The sequence below is a fragment of the Microbacterium sp. SMR1 genome (assembly GCF_003289625.1).
Taxonomy (GTDB): Bacteria; Actinomycetota; Actinomycetes; order Actinomycetales; family Microbacteriaceae; genus Microbacterium; species Microbacterium plantarum.
Genome location: NZ_QMBN01000004.1, coordinates 1 through 17,470, shown reverse-complemented (window position 1 = coordinate 17,470; position 17,470 = coordinate 1). Strand labels below are relative to the sequence as shown.

The window sequence follows — 17,470 nt, the reverse complement described above, 5'->3', positions numbered from 1 at the left end:
TGCCGGTCACATGCCGGCCGCGCGGACGGCGGCCATGAACCGCCGCACGTCGTGGTCGACCAGGATGTCGCTGGGCCGGAGCGGCCGCGACAGGTAGAGCCCGTCGAGCGAGGTCAGGCGTGAGAGCGCCACGTAGGTCTGCCCCGGCGCGAAGGCACCCGATCCGAGGTCGACGATCGCGCGGTCGTAGGTCTTGCCCTGAGACTTGTGGATCGTCACAGCCCACGCCAGCCGCAGCGGGAACTGCGTGAACTCCGCGACGATCTCGCGCGTCAGCTTGCGCGAGCCGGGATCGTAGGCGTAGCGGAACCTCTCCCACACCGCGGGCTCGACGTCGTGCTCCTCGCCGTCGAGCTCGACGCGCACCGACGACCCCGCGATGCGGGTGACGGTGCCGATCGAGCCGTTCACCCAGCGGGGGCCGTCGCCGGCGTACCCCGCGACGTCGTTGCGGAGGAACATCACCTGCGCACCGACCTTCAGCTGCAGCTCGGGGTCGGCCGGGTACGACGTCTCGCCGCGGCCGAAGTCGCCGCTCACGTCGGCCTTCGCCGTCTGCACCGGGCCGGTGAGCGCGTCGAGGTGACGCTGGTTGATGCGGTTGACGGCGTCGTTGCGCGTCGCGAGCGTGATCACGGGAGGCTCGTCGCCGGTGGGCGGCGGCGGCGTGCGGGCTCCCGCCGCATTGAGCGCCGCGGCGATGTCGGCCGTGACGACGCCGTACCGCACGGCGTTCAGCATCTCCTTGAAGCCCGGGTCGGCCTGACGGTGGATCTCCCCCAGCTCCGCGATGTGCAGCGGGGCGCCGACGCGTCCGAGATCGAGCAGTCCGTCCGAGCGGATGGCGCCGGCCTCCGCCTTGGGCCCCGCCCACACCTGCGCGTCGAAGAACCAGAACGACCGGTAGTGGTCGCGGATGTATTTCAGCTCGTCGCCGCGGGGCGGCACCGGCGACAGCTGATACGGATCACCGAACATGACGATCTGCACACCGCCGAACGCCTCGGAGCGCCGTCGGCGCGCCTGCCGGAGCGACCGGTCGATCGCATCCATCACGTCGGCGTTGACCATCGAGATCTCGTCGATGACGAGCGTGTCGATCGCGTTCAGGATGCGGCGGGTCGGCTCGGACTGCTCCAGCTCGCTGTCGGCGACGAGACCGATCGGCAGCCGGAAGAGGGAGTGGATCGTCTGACCCTCGACGTTGAGTGCGGCGACCCCCGTCGGCGCGCAGATCGCGATCTGCTTGTCGGTGTTCCACGCCAGGTGCTGCAGCAGGGTCGACTTGCCGGTGCCCGCGCGTCCGGTGACGAAGACGTGGTCTCGGGTCGTCTCGATGCGACGGAACAGCGCCTCCTGCTCAGCGGAGAGAGGCGGCAAGGTCACCGATTCATGGTAGCCACAGGTGAGCCTTCCTAGACTTGTGCTGTGCACGAGGCGCAGACGACTCCGGACGCCGCGATCGGCGACGATGAGTCGAACGCGCCCGAAAGCGTGCGACGGACCGGACAGGGCCGGCGACGTGCCCGGCGACGCCTTGCTTTCGACCTCACCGCGATCGGGCTCCTCTCGGTGCTCGCCCTCGGCGCGCTCGGCGTCGGCGGTGTCGCGGTGTACCGCACGCTCTACAGCCCTGCGGCCTTCGTCGAGCGCTACCTGTCGCTGCTGAGCAGCGGCAGCGCCGCCGATGCGCTGCGACTGCCCGGCGTCGCCATGGACTCCGCCGAGCTCGCCGCGGCGGAGCTGCCGTCGACGACATCCGAGGTGCTGCTGCGCCGCGCTGCCCTCGCACCGCTGTCCGAGGTCGCGGTCATCGGTGAGCGCGTCCGCGGCGACGTGACCGAGATCACCGTCACCTACCTCGCGAACGGTCATCGCGGCCGCACCCAGTTCGACGTCGAGCAGGACGGCTGGATCGGCGTCGCCCCGGCCTGGCGCTTCGCGCACAGCCCTCTCTCGGCGATCGACCTCACGGTGCGAGGAGCCACGCGGTTCTCCGTCAACGGCTTCGAGCTCGATACCCGGCAGGTCGCCCCCGAGGGCGTGGATGCCGACCCGCTCGTGCCCGTGTCGATGCTCGTGTTCTCTCCCGGCGCCTACTCCATCTCGGTCGACACCCCGACGGCGCAGACCCCCGGAGTGGCCGTGCTCTCGGATGCCCCGCAGAAGTCCGTGCCGGTCGATCTGCAGACCGAGCCCACGCCGGAGTTCATCGAGGTCGTGCAAGACCGCGTCGACGAGTTCCTCGCCTCCTGCGCGACCCAGCAGGTGCTGCAGCCGACGGGATGCCCGTTCGGCTACTTCGTCCGCAACCGTGTCGAGGGCGCCCCGCAGTGGTCGATCGCACAGAACCCCGAGATCGAGGTCGTGCCCGACGGCGCGCAGTGGGCGATCCCGAGCACCCGCGCGGTCGCCCACATCGACGTCGACATCCGCTCCCTCTACGACGGACGACTCAACGAGGTCTCGGAGGACGTCGAGTTCTTCTTGACCGGCAAGATTACGATCCTCCCCGACGGCACGGCATCCATCCAGGTGTCGGCCGACCAGGGCTGATCGGCGTCAGCGGCTGCGCGCGGCGTCTCGGCGGGCCAGCTCGGCGAGGCGCTCGTTGTACTCGTCGAGCTCGGTGTCGCCGGCTCGCTCGACCTGCCGGTCACGGCGGCGCTGCATCCGGTCGTCCGAGCGGCTCCACTGGATCGCGACCGTGATCGCGAGGATCAGTGTCGGGATCTCACCGACCGACCAGGCGACACCACCGCCGATGTACTGGTCCTCGAGCGGCGTCGGCCCCCACATGCGGCCCATCGAGCCGAACCACTCCGCGGCGAACAGGCCGGACGACATCATGATCGCCATGCCGAAGAAGGCGTGGGTCGCCATGACCGCGATGAGCGTGAGGAGCCGGAAGGGGTAGGGCAGACGGTAGGGCACGGGGTCGATGCCGATGAGCGACAGCACGAACAGGTAGCCCGAGATCAGGAAGTGGGCGACCATCCACTCGTGCCCGATGTGGTCGTACAGCGTCCAGCGGAACAGGTCGGTGTAGTAGAAGACCCAGAGCGAGCCGACGAACATGACCGCGGCGAACGCGGGGTGGGTGACGACGCGCGAGAACGGGGTGTGAACGGCCCAGAGGATCCACTCGCGACCGCCGCGCGACCCGTCGTCCCGCTTGCGGATCGCGCGTGCGGCCAAGGTCACGGGAGCGCCCGCGACGAGGCACAGCGGGATGGCCATCGAGAGCAGCATGTGCCCGATCATGTGCAGGCTGAACAGGTAGTCCTGGTAGGCGTTGATGGGTCCGCTCGTGACCCATGCCAGCAGGAGCAATCCGAACACCCACAGCACCGTGCGGTACAGCGGCCAGCGGTCGCCGCGCTTGCGCAGGCGCCACACTCCGGCCAGGTAGAAGAAGAGACCGAACCCGACGGCGAAGACCCAGAGCAGGTCGACATCCCACATCGTGAACCAGCGGTCGATCGTCAGCTCGGGAGGCAGGACGGTGCCGGTCAGGATCTGGGCGGGCGTCTGCTGCTCGGGCAGGGTCGTGTCGACGGGCGGAGGGGTGCGGGCGAGGGCCGCGGCCGCGCCGCTCGCGATGCCCATGAAGACGATCTCGACGGTCACGAGCAGCCAGAACACCCGGGCGGCGCCCGACGAGGCGAGCTTGGTGATGAGCCGCCCGCGGTACGAGGCGCCCAGCACGCCCATGGCGATGAGCGCGACGACCTTGAGCAGCAGCAGCGCCCCGTAGGGAGAGAACAGGTTGGCGGGCGAGAGGATCGCGACGGCGGCGCGGACCGTTCCCGAGACCGCGACCACGATGAAGGCCGCGAGAGCGATGCTGGAGTACCGGGACACGACGGCGACCATGTCGGCACGGTCGACGACGGGCCGGATGATCACGAGCAGCAGCAGACCGCCGAGCCAGACGGCGGCGGCGACGATGTGCAGGGCGAGCGCGGTGACCGCGATGTTGTGGTTCGCCTCTTCGCCCGAGTGTCCCTGTGTCGCCATCGGGATGAGGGATGCGGCGGCGAGGATGCCGACGATCAGCGTCGAGGTCCAGCCGCGGACGGCGAACGTCAGCACCGTCAGCACCGCGCCCGCGATCGTCGTCAGCAGCCAGGCGCGCCCGGCCTCGGTGTCGACGAGGAACCGGCCGAGCTGCTGGCCGAACTCCGCGCTCGCGCTCGGAGCTGCGCCCAGGAGGTTCAGGAAGGTGAAGAACGCGGTGCCGGCGCTCGCGACGGTGAAGACCGCCGCCGAGATCGACGCGGTGTCGAGGGCCGTGTCGAACGGGCGCTCGCCTGCGCGCAGGGCGAACAGCGCCACGACGAGGGAACCGACCATGCCGGCTGCCGCCAGATTGACGACGAGCTTGATGATCGGCAGGCCCCAGCGCACGACCGGTCCCGGGTCGAGCAGCTGCAGCGGTGCGGCGCCGCCTCCGGCCGCGAGGCCGATGAGGACGACGATGAGAGCCGACACAGCGAGGATCGCCGGTCCGGCGAGACGCTGCGCTCGGGATTCCACCCCACCAGCCTACGGCGGCCGGGAGGTCTGAGCCTCTCAGCCGCGAGGTCCCCGGCGGGCGGGGCGGGAACGACGGAGGGGGACGCCGTATCGGCATCCCCCTCCGGTGAATCGTCGTCGATTACTTGACGGCGGCCTTCAGCTTCGAGCCGGCGGTCACCTTGACGCGCTTGCCCGCGGCGATCTTGATCTCCTCGCCGGTCTGCGGGTTGCGGCCGGTGCGAGCGGCGGTGTCGACCTGCTCGAAGGCGATCCAGCCCGGGATCGAGACCTTGCTGCCCTTGGCGACGGCCTCGGAGACGGTCGTGAAGAGCGAGTCGAGCACGCCCGAGACGGCGGCCTGGCTCTGACCGGTGGCGCTGGCGATGCTCGCGACGAGCTCGGTCTTGGTGATGGACTTGTCAGCCATAGGGTTGTCCTCCAGACGGCGGACGACGGACGCGCCGCCGACAGCGTGGGTGGTTCCCGGGGGACTCGCGTCCCACGGTTGGTCGTTCGACCGGTCCCGAATATACGCGGATTCCGCGGAATTTCGCGGATTTACCGGCTTCGGGGGCCGCTTTCACCCGGCGTGTCGCCCGTTTTCGGGGCGCGTGGGACGGATGTGACGTTGGCGGGGGTCAGATCCGCCGGAGGGCGGCGACGACCTCCGCCTCCCAGCGACGCGCGGCGGGAAGCGCTCCGACGAAGATCGGGGTGTCGTGCGTGACGCCCAGGTACCGGGTCGCACTCGCCTCCCCGCCGGCGCGGCGGAGCTTCGCGGCATAGGCCGCACCGTCAGCGCGCAACGGGTCGTACTCGGCCGTGAGGATGACCGCCGGCGGCAGGTCGGCGAGCGAATCGGCGCGCATCGGCGACGCGTACGACTCGTGCGCGCGCGAGCGGTCGCCGAGATACGTGCGGGCGACCGAGACGAGCTCGCGCAGGGCGATGAAGGCCGGGATGCCGAGCGCGTAGGTCGCGCGCAGATCGATGAACCGCCCGGTGAGGTCGGTCACCGGCACCTCGAGGATCTGCACGGCGACCGGCAGCCGCGCACGGTCGCGGTTCATGAGCGTCAGCACGGCGGCGATGTTCCCGCCCGCGGACGACCCCGAGATGCCGACGCGGTCCGGGTCGATGCCGAGCGTCGCCGCCTCGTCGTGCAGCCACTCCCACGCGGCGTACGCCTGCTCGATCTGGGTCGGATAGCGATGCTCGGGCGCGAGCGAGTAGTCGACCGCTATCAGCACGACTCCGGATGCCTCGGCACGGCGTCGGCACGCGGCATCCGCCGTCGGGTAGTCGATGCCGCCGATACGAAACGCCCCGCCGCCGAAGACCAGGCACGCCGGCGCAGGCTCTCCCTCGGCCAGGGTGCTCGGACGGTAGACCCGGACGCGCACGTCGGGGTATCCGGCCACGGGGACGACGTGCTCGGACGTGGCGATCCCGGGTCCCGGTGTACCGACCGTGCGGAGCTCCTGGCGGTCCCAGGCGAGCGCCGCCTTGCGGTGACGCTCGCGCGGGGTGAGCGGGCGCTTGCCGCCGGGCTTGGCGGGGGCCGGGCTCGGCGCGGGCGCGGTGCCCGGCACGCCCTCGGCGGCGGGAGACCGCGGCATCCGCGGCATCCGCTCGGCCACCGCCGACGTGACCGACCGCCAGGCCTGACGCAGGAGGTACCGCCGGTGCGTGCGCAGCCGCTCGGCGAAGAACGGATCGAGCGGCATGGTCAGTCTCCGTCCGTTCGCCCGGTGCGCTCATCGAGCTCGCGCAACCGCCGGAGCTTCGACCACGGCACGAAGACGATCCACATCACCGACGCGATCGCGCCACCCATGATCATCGAGCTGACGTCCATCCTTCGACGCTAGGCCGGAAGCCCGCGCGCACGCATCCCCCGTGCGAAGGAACGCGTGCATCGTGTAGGTCATCGGGTTCGGCCGTCTCGCCCGCGGGCGGGGGCGCCCCCGCCCGCCGAGTCGGGGCGTGGGCGGACGGGGGCGGGATCCGGGGACCGGGGTCAGGCCCCCAGGAAGGGCACGACGAACAGGAGGATCGTGATCGCGGGCCCGATCAGCACCATCGACAGGCCCCAGATCATGAGGTGCCGGTAGAGCCGCGGTCGGTCCTCCTCGGGACCCGAGGCGACGATCGTGGCACCGGTCGTGCCGAAGGGAGCGCAGTCGACGAGCGACGCCGAGATCGCGAGGGCGTAGATGAAGCCGGTCATCTCGAGACCACCGCCCGGAACGAGCAGCGGCACAGCGAGGGGAACGAGCGCGCCGATGATGCCGATGGTCGAGGCGAACGCCGAGACAAGGGCGGCGATGACGCAGAGGACGACGGCAGCGATGATCGGGACGCTGACCGAGCGGGCGGCCTCGCCGAGCTGATCGATGGCACCGAGGCGGGTGAGGACGCCGACGTAGGTGATGATGCCGCCGAGCAGCAGGATGGTGCCCCAGTCGACCTTGCCGAGCGCCTCGCGTCCGACCTTCGGGTTGATGAAGGCGAGCAGCACGGCGAGCGTCAGCGCGACCGCGCCGAGGTTGAGGTCGACGTCGTTGATGGTCAGCGTGAAGAACGCGACCACGAGGACCGGAATCGAGATGAGCGTCATCAGCTGGTAGCCGGTGAGCTTCGTCGTCTCGGTGCGGGTCCGGACCCCGACGCCGCCGCCGAGCGGAACGTTGTCGCCCGCCGCGCGCTGCGCCTTCGCAGCACGACCGCGGGCGATGAGCTCGCGCCCGCCGAACATGAAGAACGCCACGAGCACGACGAGGGCGTTGACCCCGATCGACAGGGCGAACATGAGGCCGGCGTTGTAGGGGATCTCCGCGGCGTTCGCGACGGTCATGACCGTGATGCCGACGATGCTGGTCGGGGCGAGCGCCCCGCCGACGATCGCGGAGCTCATGACGATGCCCATCATCGTCGTGTGGATGCGGTGCTTGTGCGCCAGGCTCATCGCGATCGGCACGATGGTGAAGGCCGCGTGCGACGTGCCGAGGCACGCGACGAGCGTGCCGACGACCAGCATCGCCCACGGGATCAGGGCGACGCGGTCTCCGATGAGGCGCACCGACCGGTCGACGAGCCAGTCGACCGCACCGACCGTCCGCGCGATGCCGAAGAGGTAGGTGATCCCGAGCAGGATCAGCAGAGCGTCGACGGGGAAGCCCCCGAGGACGTCATCGAGCGGCTCGCCCACGACCAGCACGCCGACGAGGACGGCGGCGACGAGCGCGAGCGCGCCCATGTGGACATTGCGGATGGCCGAGATGGCGAAAACGGCGACCAGGACGATGAGGGCGATGATCTCCACGTTCATGCGGGCATCCCTCCGCGTGCGAGGTCGGTCAGGTCACGGTGCATCGTCGTTGATCTCCAGGTCGTCGGAATCGGGTTGCGGGCGGAATCGGGTTGAGATGAGGGGATGCGGAGGGGCAGGATGCGGGCGAGGCGCCCGTCAGCGGCCGAGCGTGAGCCCGGCACGGTAGGCGGCGAGGGCCGCGGCGGGGACGTCGTCGAGGTCGTCGAGCGTCACGAGGGCTCCGGCGGCGACGTCGCGGCGCAGGCGCGCGCCCGAGAGCAGGTAGTACGGCGCGATCTCACCGGCATCCGGGGCGACGATCACGGGCGACACCCCCGAGATCTCGTGGTGGTGCCCTTCGACGCGGAAGGCCGTTCCCGCGTCGAGGTCACCCGTCGCGCGGGCGGCGAGCACGGTGTGCTGGCGAGGAGCGGGGGTCGTGGCGGTGCCGTCGACCGCCGCGGCCACGGTCATCGGGGTCTCGATGCCCATGAAGTGGTAGGGCCAGAAGATGCACGCGTATCGGCCGTTCCGGCTGACCACGTGGCCCTTGCCCCGCAGGGTTGCCCAGGTCACGTCGTCGCCCGTGCGGACGATCGCGAAGACGCCGCCGGCGAAGCTCGCCTCGCCCGGCAGGCGGAGCATCGAGAACACGTCGACGACTCCCGTCGAAGCGAGGATGCCACCGTCGGCGAGCTCCGCGTACACGTCGGCGAGCTCGTCAGGTCGCGCGACGGGGTAGTGCATCGCCTCGCGGTCGGCGACGGCGCCCGTGTAGAGCGAGACGACGTTCATCTCGCAGGAATCGGCTGCGGCGGCCCGCTTGAGGCCCGACACCGCATCGGCCCGCGCCGCCAGCGTCGCGGCGGTGTCGGCACCGAGGTCGAGCAGCCCGCCGAGCGCGGGCGCCTCGATCTGCACGCCGTTCTGGTCGACGGTGCCCGACTCCGGGTCGAAGACGAGGTCGTACTCGCCCGACTTCCCGAGCGCGACGATGTCGAATCCGACGGCAAGCACCCACTCGACGAGCCGGATGAGGTTGGCGGGCTGGTCTCCGTCTCCCGGCAGGTAGCGCAGCCCCCGCTCGCGCGCCTTGGCGCTCAGGGCGACGCCGGCGACCGACTCGATCTCCTTGCTGACCATGACGACGTGGGTGCCGGAATCGAGGGCGGTGTCGGCGTACGCGTACCCCGCCTCGATGCGGCCGGTCGCTTCGACGAGGACATCGGCGTGCTCCCAGGAGAGGTGGGCGCCGTCGCTGACGACCGCGACCTTGCCCGCTTCGACGGCGGCGGCGGTCTCGGTGACGGACGTCGCACGGACCAGGTCGTCGTCACCGACGCCCAGGTCGTGCAGCATCCGGACCACGCCGTCGACGTCGGGGTCGATCAGCTGGGCGGCCGTCATGTCGGGAAGCCGCCGCAGCTGGTCGAGCAGGGTGCGCCCGTACCCGCCGTTCGCGCCCGTGAGGGCGATGCGGATGGCGGAGGTGCGGCGGGATGCCGGGCTCTGGATCACCGTTGTTCCTGTTTTCGTCGTCGAGAGTGGTCGAAGGTCCGTCGCGGACCCCGGGGAGCGCCTGCAACTGTAATCGTTTCTCACAGATTGTCAAAAATGTTCCCAAATAGTCACATAGACTGAGGGGGATCCGCCGTCATGGTCGATCCCCGCCCCGGTTCTGCTCCCGCGGACCGGACCACCCCGACGAAGAGGTTCCCCATGCTTATCGGCGCCATCGCCGACGACTTCACCGGCGCGACCGATCTCGCGACGACCCTGCGCGAGCGCGGCATGCGCACCGCGGTCGTCATCGGAGACCTCCCGGTCGAGCCGGAGCGCCTCGACGGACTCGACGCCGTCGTCGTCGCCCTCAAGACGCGGACGGCTCCCGTGAGCACCGCCGTCGCGGCATCCGAGCGCGCGGTCGACCGGCTGCTCGGCGCCGGTGCCGAGCGTCTCTACGTGAAGTACTGCTCGACGTTCGATTCCACGGACGAGGGCAACATCGGCCCCGTCCTCGACGCCGTCCTCCGTCGCGTCGACGCCGACCGCACCGTCGTCGTGCCCGCGTTCCCCGCCAACGGGCGGACCGTGCGCGATGGCCTGCTCTACGTCGGTGACGACCTGCTCGAGAACTCCTCGATGCGCCACCACCCGCTGACGCCGATGACCCGCTCGCGCCTGCGCGACATCCTCGGGCCGCAGACGCGGGCCGCCATCGCCGAGATCCCCCTGAGCACCGTGCGCGCGGGACGGGACGCGCTGCGCGCTGTGATCGACGGCGCCGCACCGGGCTATCTGATCGTCGATGCCGTCACGGATGCCGATCTCGCGACCATCGCCGCCGCCTCCGCGCACCTGCGGGTGCTGTCGGGCGGGGCCGCGCTCGCGGCGGGCATCGACGGCCCCGCGGATGCCGCGCCCCGCGGCCTCGCGCCGGTGGGCCCCGGGCGCCTGGTCGTGTGCGGCTCGGCGTCGCGCACCACGCGAGCGCAGATCGCGCACGCCGACGCCGCCGGATGCCCGCTGCGGCAGGTCGACCTCGATCGGGCACTCGACCACCCGCAGGACGAGATCAGCGGGATCGTCGCCTGGGTGCGGTCACTGCCCGTCGAAGACGTGCCCGTCGTCTACTCGGTCGCCGAGCTGAGCGACATCCGCGCCGGGGCCGCCGACGTGTCGGCCGCCGTGGAGGACGTGCTGGCGGGCGTCGCCGCCGAGCTGGTCGCGGGCGAGGCGGTGCACCGGATCATCGTCGCGGGCGGCGAGACGAGCGGGGCCGTCGTACAGCGACTCGGCGTCTCGCTGCTCGACATCGGCCCGCAGCTCGCGCCCGGGGTCTGCTGGAGCGGGGCGACGACGAGCGACGGACGGCACGTCGCGCTGGCGCTCAAGAGCGGCAACTTCGGCGCGACCGACCTGTTCACCGCGGCCTGGGAGGTGCTCGCGTGACCGCGATCGACGACCTCATCGCCGCCGGCCGCGCGCTCGTCGAGGCAGGGCTCAGCCCGGGCAGCTCCGGCAACGTGAGCGTGCGCGCGGGCGACCGCATCCTGATGTCGGGGACGGGAACGCGCCTCGGCGCCCTGCAGCCGGCGGACATCGCCGAACTCTCGCCCGAGGGCGCGCACCTCGGCGGGGCGCGCCCGTCGAAAGAGGTGTCGCTGCACGTCGCGCTCTACACCAAGAACCCGGCGCATCGTGCCGTGGTGCACGTCCACTCGCCCTCCGCCGTCGCCCTGTCGTGCCTCGAGCCATGGTCCGCGCACAGCGCGATCCCGCCGCTGACCCCCTACGCGCTCATGCGCGTGGGTCAGACTCCGCTGCTCGAGTTCGTCGCGCCGGGCGACCCGGCGATGGGGGCGCTCATCACCGGCAGCCCGCATCCGTTCCGCGCCGCGCTGCTCGCCAACCACGGCGCGGTCGTCAGCGGCGAGGACGCCGCGACCGCCGTCGACAGCACGATAGAGCTCGAGGAGGCCTGCCGCATCGCCCTGCTCACCGAGGGCAAGCCGCGCCGCCTCATCCCCGCCGCGCAGGTCGCCGCGATCACGCGACGGTGGGGCATGCCGTGGAGCGACGCCACGGATCAGTAGGCTGGCCGGGACGGAAAGGGCGCCGATGACGGATGCGGCTCCGATGATCCCCGACCAGCGGCGGGCGACCATCGTCCAGCACCTGCACCGCGAACACGTGCTCAGCTTTCGCCAGCTCAGCGATCTGCTCGGCGTGAGTCAGATGACCGTGCGCCGGGATGTCGCCGCGCTCGAGGAGCAGGGGCTCGCGCACTCGACCACGGGCGGGGTCAAACTCGCGCCGCGACTGCTCTCGGAGCCGACGCGCGCCGAGAAGGCCGCGACCGACGTCGCGGAGAAGTCCGCCATCGCGCAGGCCGCGGCGGCTCTGGTGCGCGACACGATGACGGTCTACCTCGACGCGGGAACGACCGTCCAAGCCATGCGGCCGCACCTCGAGCACGTCGTCGACCTCACGGTCGTGACGAACGACCTCGCGACCGTGCAGACCTTCATCGACCACCCGAGCGTCGACCTGATCTGCGTCGGCGGCCGCGTCGACAAGACCAACCTCTCGACGATCGGGCGCCTCACCCGCCTCTCGCTCGCCGAGCTGTCGCTCGACCTGGCGTTCATCTCCTCGAGCTCGTGGGACCTGAGCCACGGCATCACGACACCCGTCGAGGCGAAGATCGAGGCGAAACGCGCGGCGGTCGAATCGGCGGAACGATCGGTGCTGATGGCCGACAGCTCCAAGTACGGCCGGTTCGCCAAGTACCGCGCTCTGCGGCTCGATGAGCTCGGCAGCGTCATCACCGACGCCAACCTGCCGACCGCCGCAGCCGACGACCTCGCCGCGGCCGGCGTCGACCTCGTCCGAGCCTGACCGGCCGGAGGCCCGCCTGAGGCCAGGGGGCAGCGGCCGGGCCGGGGAACGACGAAGCCCCCGTCCCGACGAATCGGTACGGGGGCTTCGGTGCTCTACGCGGGCTGGCTTACCAGCTCGACTTGGTCACACCGGGCAGCTCGCCCTTGTGCGCCATGTCGCGGAAGCGAACGCGCGAGATGCCGAACTTCGAGAGGTGGCCACGGGGGCGACCGTCGATGGCGTCACGCTTGCGGATGCGGACCGGCGACGCGTTGCGCGGGAGCTTCTGCAGGCCGACGCGGGCAGCCTCGCGGGCCTCGTCGGTCGCGTTCGGGTCGACGAGGGTCTTCTTCAGCTCGGCACGCTTCTCGGCGTAGCGGGCGACGACCTCTTCACGCTGGTTGTTGCGCGCGATCTTGCTCTTCTTAGCCATGAGATCAGCGCTCCTCTCGGAATTCGACGTGCTTGCGGATCACCGGGTCGTACTTCTTGAGCACGATGCGGTCGGGGTTGTTGCGACGGTTCTTACGCGTCACGTAGGTGTACCCCGTACCGGCGGTCGAACGGAGCTTGATGATCGGACGTACGTCCTGAGCCTTCTTCGCCATTAGAGCTTCACACCCTTCGCGATGAGGTCCTTGACGACCGACTCGATGCCGCGGGCGTCGATGACCTTGATGCCCTTAGCCGACACGTTCAGCGTGATCTTGCGACCGAGCGAAGGAACGTAGTAGGTCTTCTTCTGCACGTTCGGGTCGAAGCGACGCTTCGTCCGGCGGTGCGAGTGCGAGATGTTGTGACCGAAGCCGGGAACTGCTCCGGTCACCTGGCACACTGCTGCCATAGTGATTCTCCTTAGTACCGTGACACCGGACGGTGCCACCCAAGATCCCTTGTCTGCACCCGCGCCTCATCCGGCCGTTTCGGGCCTGTGATGGGGAGTGGGTACGTACTGCGTGCTGGAGTGCGCGCAGACAAACAGTCAGTCTAGCACGCGACGGCGTGTCGCCTTGACCGGGCGACCGGCCGGAGGAGACCCGCGGATGCCGCGTCGGGGCGGTCTGCCATACTGCCGCTATGTCGCCGGAGGTCGAGGCTCCCCTTCGGCGCTGGCTCTTCGACGGACGGTTGCGGCACTATCAGGCCGACGCGCTCGAACGGGTCGACGCCTCCGGCCCCGGTCCGCTGCACATCGTCGCTCCGCCCGGTTCGGGCAAGACCCTGCTCGGGCTCCTGCTCGCGATGCGGCGCGGGACGCGGACCCTCGTCCTCGCCCCGACGATCACCATTCGCGACCAGTGGGCCGCCGAGGCGCGGCGGCTGGCCCCCGAGGCCGGCGCCGTCTCGACCACGAGCGAAGCCCCGGGCGAACTGACGGCGCTGACATACCAGTCGCTGAGCGTGCTCGACGGCGAGAATCCCCTCGCAGCGCTCGCCCACGAGCGCTGGCTGCACGAACTCGAGGCGGACGGCCGGTCGGCGGATGCGGCATCCGCCTGGCTCGACGCTCTGCGCTCGGGCAACCACCGCGCGTACGCCGCCGGGATAGCCCGGCGCTCGCGCACGCTGCGACGCCGCATCGCCCAGGAGGACCCGGACGCCCTGTCGCGGGCACTGCACCCCAATGCTCGCGCGCTGATCGAGCGCCTCGTCGACCACGGCGTCGACACCGTCGTCCTCGACGAGTGCCATCACCTGCTCGACCACTGGGCGCTCGTCGTCGCGGCTCTGGTGGCACGGCTGCGCGACGCGGGCAGGTCTCCGCTCGTGGTCGGCCTGACCGCGACGCTCCCCTCGCCCGACGACGGCAACGCGTACGACAACTACACCTCGCTCCTCGGCGAGGTCGACTACGAGGTGCCGATCCCTGCGGTCGTCCGCGAGGGCAATCTCGCCCCGTACCGCGAGTACGTGCGGTTCGTCGAGCCGACGACGGACGAGCTCGCGTTCCTGTCGGGCGCCGCCACCGGCCTCACGGTGCTCATCCGCTCGACCTTCGCCCACGGCGACGGGGCCGCACATCTCATCGGGATGCTCCAGCCTCCGGCCGAGGGCAAGGCCGGCGCGGATGCGGACGGCGACGCCGAGACGCCGGGGCCGGCGCTCGCTCCCCCGCCGCCGGCCTCATCGTCACGCGCGGCGCCGAACGACGCCGACATCCGCCTCGCGCGAGCCTTCGCCGACGATTTCGCGGGCGCCGAGGCTGCGGCGGCGATGCTCGCGACCGTTCATCCCGACCATCCGCTCGTCGCACGCCTGCCGGCCGCAGCCCGACGAAAGCCGACGACGGAGGAGTCGCTGCGACTGCTGGGCCGTTTCGCGCTCGACCGCGTGCTGCCCGACCCGGCCGCCCGAGACCGGTGGGATCGGATCCGGTCGGCACTCGCCGACTTCGGCTTCTCGCTGACCGACCGTGGCCTGCGCCGCACGCGCGACCCCATCGACACGATGCTGGCGTCATCGCTGTCGAAGGACCGCGCGGTATGCGACATCCTCCGCCTCGAACGCGACCGGATGGGCACGCGCTTGCGCGCACTGGTCGTGTCCGATTTCAGCGAACACGGCAACCGCCACGGTGGACTCGTCAGCCGCGCGGGCGCGTTGCGGACCTTCGACGTCCTGGCGACGGATGCCGCGACCGCCGACCTGCGCGGTGCCCTGGTCACCGGATCGACGACGCGCATCGCGGCGCGTCACGCCGGTTCGTTGGCTGAAGCGTGGGCAGCGGCCCTGGGGGTCGAGGTGGCGACCGCGGCCGTCGCCGAGAATCCGGCGGTGACCGAGATCTCCGCTCCCGGCGTCGGTGCCGCGGGCTTCGTCCGTGCCGCCGCGACCCTGCTGAGCCGCGGCCAGCTCGACGTCGTCGTCGGTACCCGCGGCCTCTTCGGCGAGGGGTGGGACTGTCCCGCGGTGAACACGCTCATCGATCTGTCATCGGTGGCGACAGCCCCCGCGACGCAGCAGCTGCGCGGACGCGCGTTGCGCCTCGACCCGGACTGGCCCGAGAAGGTCGCGCATATCTGGACGGTCACCGCGCTGCTTCCGCCGTCGTCGCCGATCGACGCGGCCCCCGATCTCTCGCGACTGCGGCGCAAGCAGGCGCGCCTGTGGGGCGTGCACCGCGACGATCCCCGCCGCATCGCCCGCGGGCTCGCCGGCGCGCTGACGGCCGAGCAGCGACGCCTGCTCGCGCCGGGTTCTCTCCCGTCGGCGGACAAGCTCGATTCCCTGACGGTCGTCGAGCCGCGAGAACTCTCGCGGGCGTCATGGCAGATCGGAACGGACTACCTGGACCGGGAGTCGACGGAGACCGTGATCGTCCGGCGCGCCGCCGACCCCACTTTCCGAACGCGGCGCCGAGCGGATGCCGTGCTCGGGGGCGGCACGGCAACCGCAGGCATCGTCGCCGCGGCGGCGCTCGCGCTCATGGTCGCCGGCGGGGTCGGCGCGGTCGGCGTGGCAGGGGTCACGGCCGGGGCGGTGGCGCTGATCGGCGCCGTGGCCGCCGGTGCGCCGGTCGCTCGCGCCTGGTGGGGCTCCCGTCGAGCCCACGCTGAGGCGCCGGAGCTGCATCGCCGCATCGCGCGCACCGTCGTGGCCGCATTGCAGCGCGCGGGACGCATCGGCAACGGGGCGACGCCGGAGGTGATCGTCGAGCGACCGACGGATGCCGGCGGCTTCCAGCACCTCGAACTGCGCCTGACCCATGCCACCCTCGCCGAGCAGCACGTCTTCGCCGGAGCGATGTCGGAGCTGCTCGGACCGATACGCACGCCGCGATTCCTGCTGCAGGTGGATGCCGGCGGCCGATCGCCGCTCGTACGGTGGCTGCTGAAGCGCGCCCGCGGTGGGGGCGGTGCGCGCGGCGGGGGTGGCGGGCAGGGCCGGTCGCAGTTCTTGGCCGTGCCCGCGTCGTTCGGCATGGCCGGCGGGCGTCTGCACTCCTTCGCGGAGGATTGGCAGCGGACCGTCGGTCCGTGCACGCTCCATTTCGTCGACAGCCCGGAAGCACTCGCCCTCCTGGCAGAGGCGCGTCGCGGGGGCGCGGTGGCGGGCGATCTCGCCGTCATCGAACGCTGGGACTGACGCGGTGGAGCACTCTGGCGCGGTGCACGTTTTGGCGCGGTGGCGGGCTCGGGCACGGTGCATTGTCGGGCTGACCGGGCGGGTTCGGTGCCCCGCGCGCGTCTGTGGAAAGTCAGGGCGCGATGTCGGGGGTCCGTGGCAACATTAGAACATGCATTCGAATGGCGGGCTCGGCAGCGGGATGGGCAGCGACAGCGATGTCGACGCCCTCGCTCAGCTCGTCGCGGACGCCGAGAGCGTTTCGGATGCTGCGCGGTTGGCGCAGATCCGTGAGGTTCGGGTGCTCGCCGCGGCCGGGGTGCTGGCTGAGAGGCAGACCGCGGGTGCGTCGGAGAAGGTCAAGGCGCGCGAGATGGCGCTGCGCGGGATCGCCGCGGAGCTGGCCGGGGTGTTCGTCGCGACCGACCGGACGTTGCAGCGACGCATCGATGAAGCCCGGGATCTCGTCGAGAACTACCCGGTGACGATGGCGGCCTGGGAGGACGGGCGCATCGTCCGGGGGCATGTGCGGGTGATCCAGGAGGTCGGATGCCTCGTGCCCGTGGCGGGCCGGGCGGAGTTCGAGCGGGTCGCGATCGAGCGGTGCGAGGGCGAGAGACCCAACCGGGTGCGGGACGCGTTGCGGATGATCGCGGAGCGGATGCACCCGCGGACGTTCACGGAGCGGCACGAGGAAGCCGCCGCGGGGCGGTGCGTGTGGGTGCAGGCCGGGGCGGATGGGATGTCTGACCTGATCGCGACGCTGCCGACGGTGATCGCGGACGGGATCGTGGACCGGCTCACCCGGCAGGCGCGGGAGATCATCAACGCGCGGGCGCAGGCTGATGCGCCTGGCACGCCTGACACTCGAGCCGACGCAAACGGTGGCGCATCCGATGCCGACACGACGATTCGCGACGGGTCGTCGTTCGTCGACGACGCCCGCACGATCGACCAGGTCCGCGCCGACGTGTTCTCCGACCTCCTCCTCGCCGCGACGCCCGCTCTCGATCCCACCGCAAGCGGTGACGGAAACGGAACGCTGGGAGCGATCCGCGCTCACGTGCAGGTCGCGGTGTCGGCCCTGACATTGATGGGTCAGGACGAGGGGCCGGCCGACCTCGCGGGGCGCTCCCCCATCGACGCGAACACCGCACGCGAACTCGCGGGCAACGCCACCTCGTGGGA

The 17,470-nt window shown here is 71.1% G+C and carries 16 protein-coding genes; 6 read left to right on the top strand and 10 right to left on the bottom strand.

The genetic code is table 11. From position 1 onward, the window contains the following. Positions 1 to 6 precede the first annotated feature (6 nt). Positions 7 to 1,386 (bottom strand): ATP-dependent RecD-like DNA helicase, encoded by a 1,380-nt coding sequence (locus DO944_RS13055; protein ID WP_112617618.1) that lies wholly within the window; start codon positions 1,384 to 1,386, stop codon positions 7 to 9. 42 nt (positions 1,387 to 1,428) lie between these two features. Here DO944_RS13055 and DO944_RS13050 point away from each other — a divergent pair, with 42 nt between their 5' ends. After that, complete coding sequence (locus DO944_RS13050; protein WP_258524738.1) at positions 1,429 to 2,556, top strand: hypothetical protein; 1,128 nt, start codon at positions 1,429 to 1,431, stop codon at positions 2,554 to 2,556. A gap of 6 nt (positions 2,557 to 2,562) precedes the next feature. Here the strand turns inward: DO944_RS13050 and DO944_RS13045 are convergent, their stop codons facing one another. From DO944_RS13045 to DO944_RS13025, 6 genes are all read right to left on the bottom strand, one after another. Next, positions 2,563 to 4,539 (bottom strand): cytochrome c oxidase assembly protein, encoded by a 1,977-nt coding sequence (locus DO944_RS13045; RefSeq protein ID WP_112617617.1) that lies wholly within the window; start codon positions 4,537 to 4,539, stop codon positions 2,563 to 2,565. 121 nt (positions 4,540 to 4,660) lie between these two features. Beyond that, positions 4,661 to 4,948 (bottom strand): HU family DNA-binding protein, encoded by a 288-nt coding sequence (locus tag DO944_RS13040; protein ID WP_036304753.1) that lies wholly within the window; start codon positions 4,946 to 4,948, stop codon positions 4,661 to 4,663. 211 nt (positions 4,949 to 5,159) lie between these two features. Beyond that, the gene (locus DO944_RS13035) at positions 5,160 to 6,248 is read right to left on the bottom strand and encodes an alpha/beta hydrolase (RefSeq protein WP_112617616.1); all 1,089 of its coding nucleotides are present in this window, start codon (positions 6,246 to 6,248) and stop codon (positions 5,160 to 5,162) included. A 2-nt stretch (positions 6,249 to 6,250) separates the two neighbouring features. Beyond that, positions 6,251 to 6,379, bottom strand: coding sequence for a hypothetical protein (locus tag DO944_RS15960; RefSeq protein ID WP_258524735.1), 129 nt, complete (start codon positions 6,377 to 6,379; stop codon positions 6,251 to 6,253). Between the two features lie 162 nt (positions 6,380 to 6,541). Next, a complete protein-coding gene (locus DO944_RS13030; RefSeq protein ID WP_112617615.1) occupies positions 6,542 to 7,852 on the bottom strand; it encodes an SLC13 family permease in 1,311 nt (436 codons plus the stop codon). A 138-nt stretch (positions 7,853 to 7,990) separates the two neighbouring features. Continuing rightward, complete coding sequence (locus tag DO944_RS13025) at positions 7,991 to 9,352, bottom strand: homoserine dehydrogenase (protein WP_112617614.1); 1,362 nt, start codon at positions 9,350 to 9,352, stop codon at positions 7,991 to 7,993. A 201-nt stretch (positions 9,353 to 9,553) separates the two neighbouring features. Here DO944_RS13025 and otnK point away from each other — a divergent pair, with 201 nt between their 5' ends. From otnK to DO944_RS13010, 3 genes are read left to right on the top strand one after another with little or no spacing between them, the layout of a single operon-like run. Further along, positions 9,554 to 10,786: a 3-oxo-tetronate kinase gene (otnK, locus tag DO944_RS13020; protein ID WP_220118355.1), complete on the top strand. Its 1,233-nt coding sequence runs from the start codon at positions 9,554 to 9,556 to the stop codon at positions 10,784 to 10,786. Continuing rightward, complete coding sequence (locus tag DO944_RS13015; protein WP_112617612.1) at positions 10,783 to 11,430, top strand: class II aldolase/adducin family protein; 648 nt, start codon at positions 10,783 to 10,785, stop codon at positions 11,428 to 11,430. The genes otnK and DO944_RS13015 overlap by 4 nt, the downstream gene beginning before the upstream one ends. A gap of 25 nt (positions 11,431 to 11,455) precedes the next feature. Continuing rightward, on the top strand, positions 11,456 to 12,235 hold the full coding sequence (locus tag DO944_RS13010; protein WP_112617611.1) for a DeoR/GlpR family DNA-binding transcription regulator: 780 nt from the start codon (positions 11,456 to 11,458) through the stop codon (positions 12,233 to 12,235). Between the two features lie 109 nt (positions 12,236 to 12,344). Here DO944_RS13010 and rpsN read toward each other — a convergent pair whose 3' ends face one another. From rpsN to rpmB, 3 genes are read right to left on the bottom strand one after another with little or no spacing between them, the layout of a single operon-like run. Beyond that, a complete protein-coding gene (gene rpsN, locus DO944_RS13005; RefSeq protein WP_112617610.1) occupies positions 12,345 to 12,650 on the bottom strand; it encodes a 30S ribosomal protein S14 in 306 nt (101 codons plus the stop codon). A 4-nt stretch (positions 12,651 to 12,654) separates the two neighbouring features. Further along, the gene (gene rpmG, locus DO944_RS13000; RefSeq protein ID WP_005051772.1) at positions 12,655 to 12,825 is read right to left on the bottom strand and encodes a 50S ribosomal protein L33; all 171 of its coding nucleotides are present in this window, start codon (positions 12,823 to 12,825) and stop codon (positions 12,655 to 12,657) included. Next, a complete protein-coding gene (gene rpmB, locus DO944_RS12995; RefSeq protein ID WP_005051771.1) occupies positions 12,825 to 13,061 on the bottom strand; it encodes a 50S ribosomal protein L28 in 237 nt (78 codons plus the stop codon). Before rpmB ends, rpmG begins: the two co-directional genes overlap by 1 nt. A 233-nt stretch (positions 13,062 to 13,294) precedes the next feature. Here rpmB and DO944_RS12990 point away from each other — a divergent pair, with 233 nt between their 5' ends. Next, on the top strand, positions 13,295 to 16,303 hold the full coding sequence (locus DO944_RS12990) for a DEAD/DEAH box helicase family protein (protein WP_112617609.1): 3,009 nt from the start codon (positions 13,295 to 13,297) through the stop codon (positions 16,301 to 16,303). Between the two features lie 151 nt (positions 16,304 to 16,454). Further along, a partial coding sequence (locus DO944_RS12985; protein WP_258524729.1) for a 13E12 repeat family protein occupies positions 16,455 to 17,470 on the top strand: 1,016 nt, incomplete at its 3' end.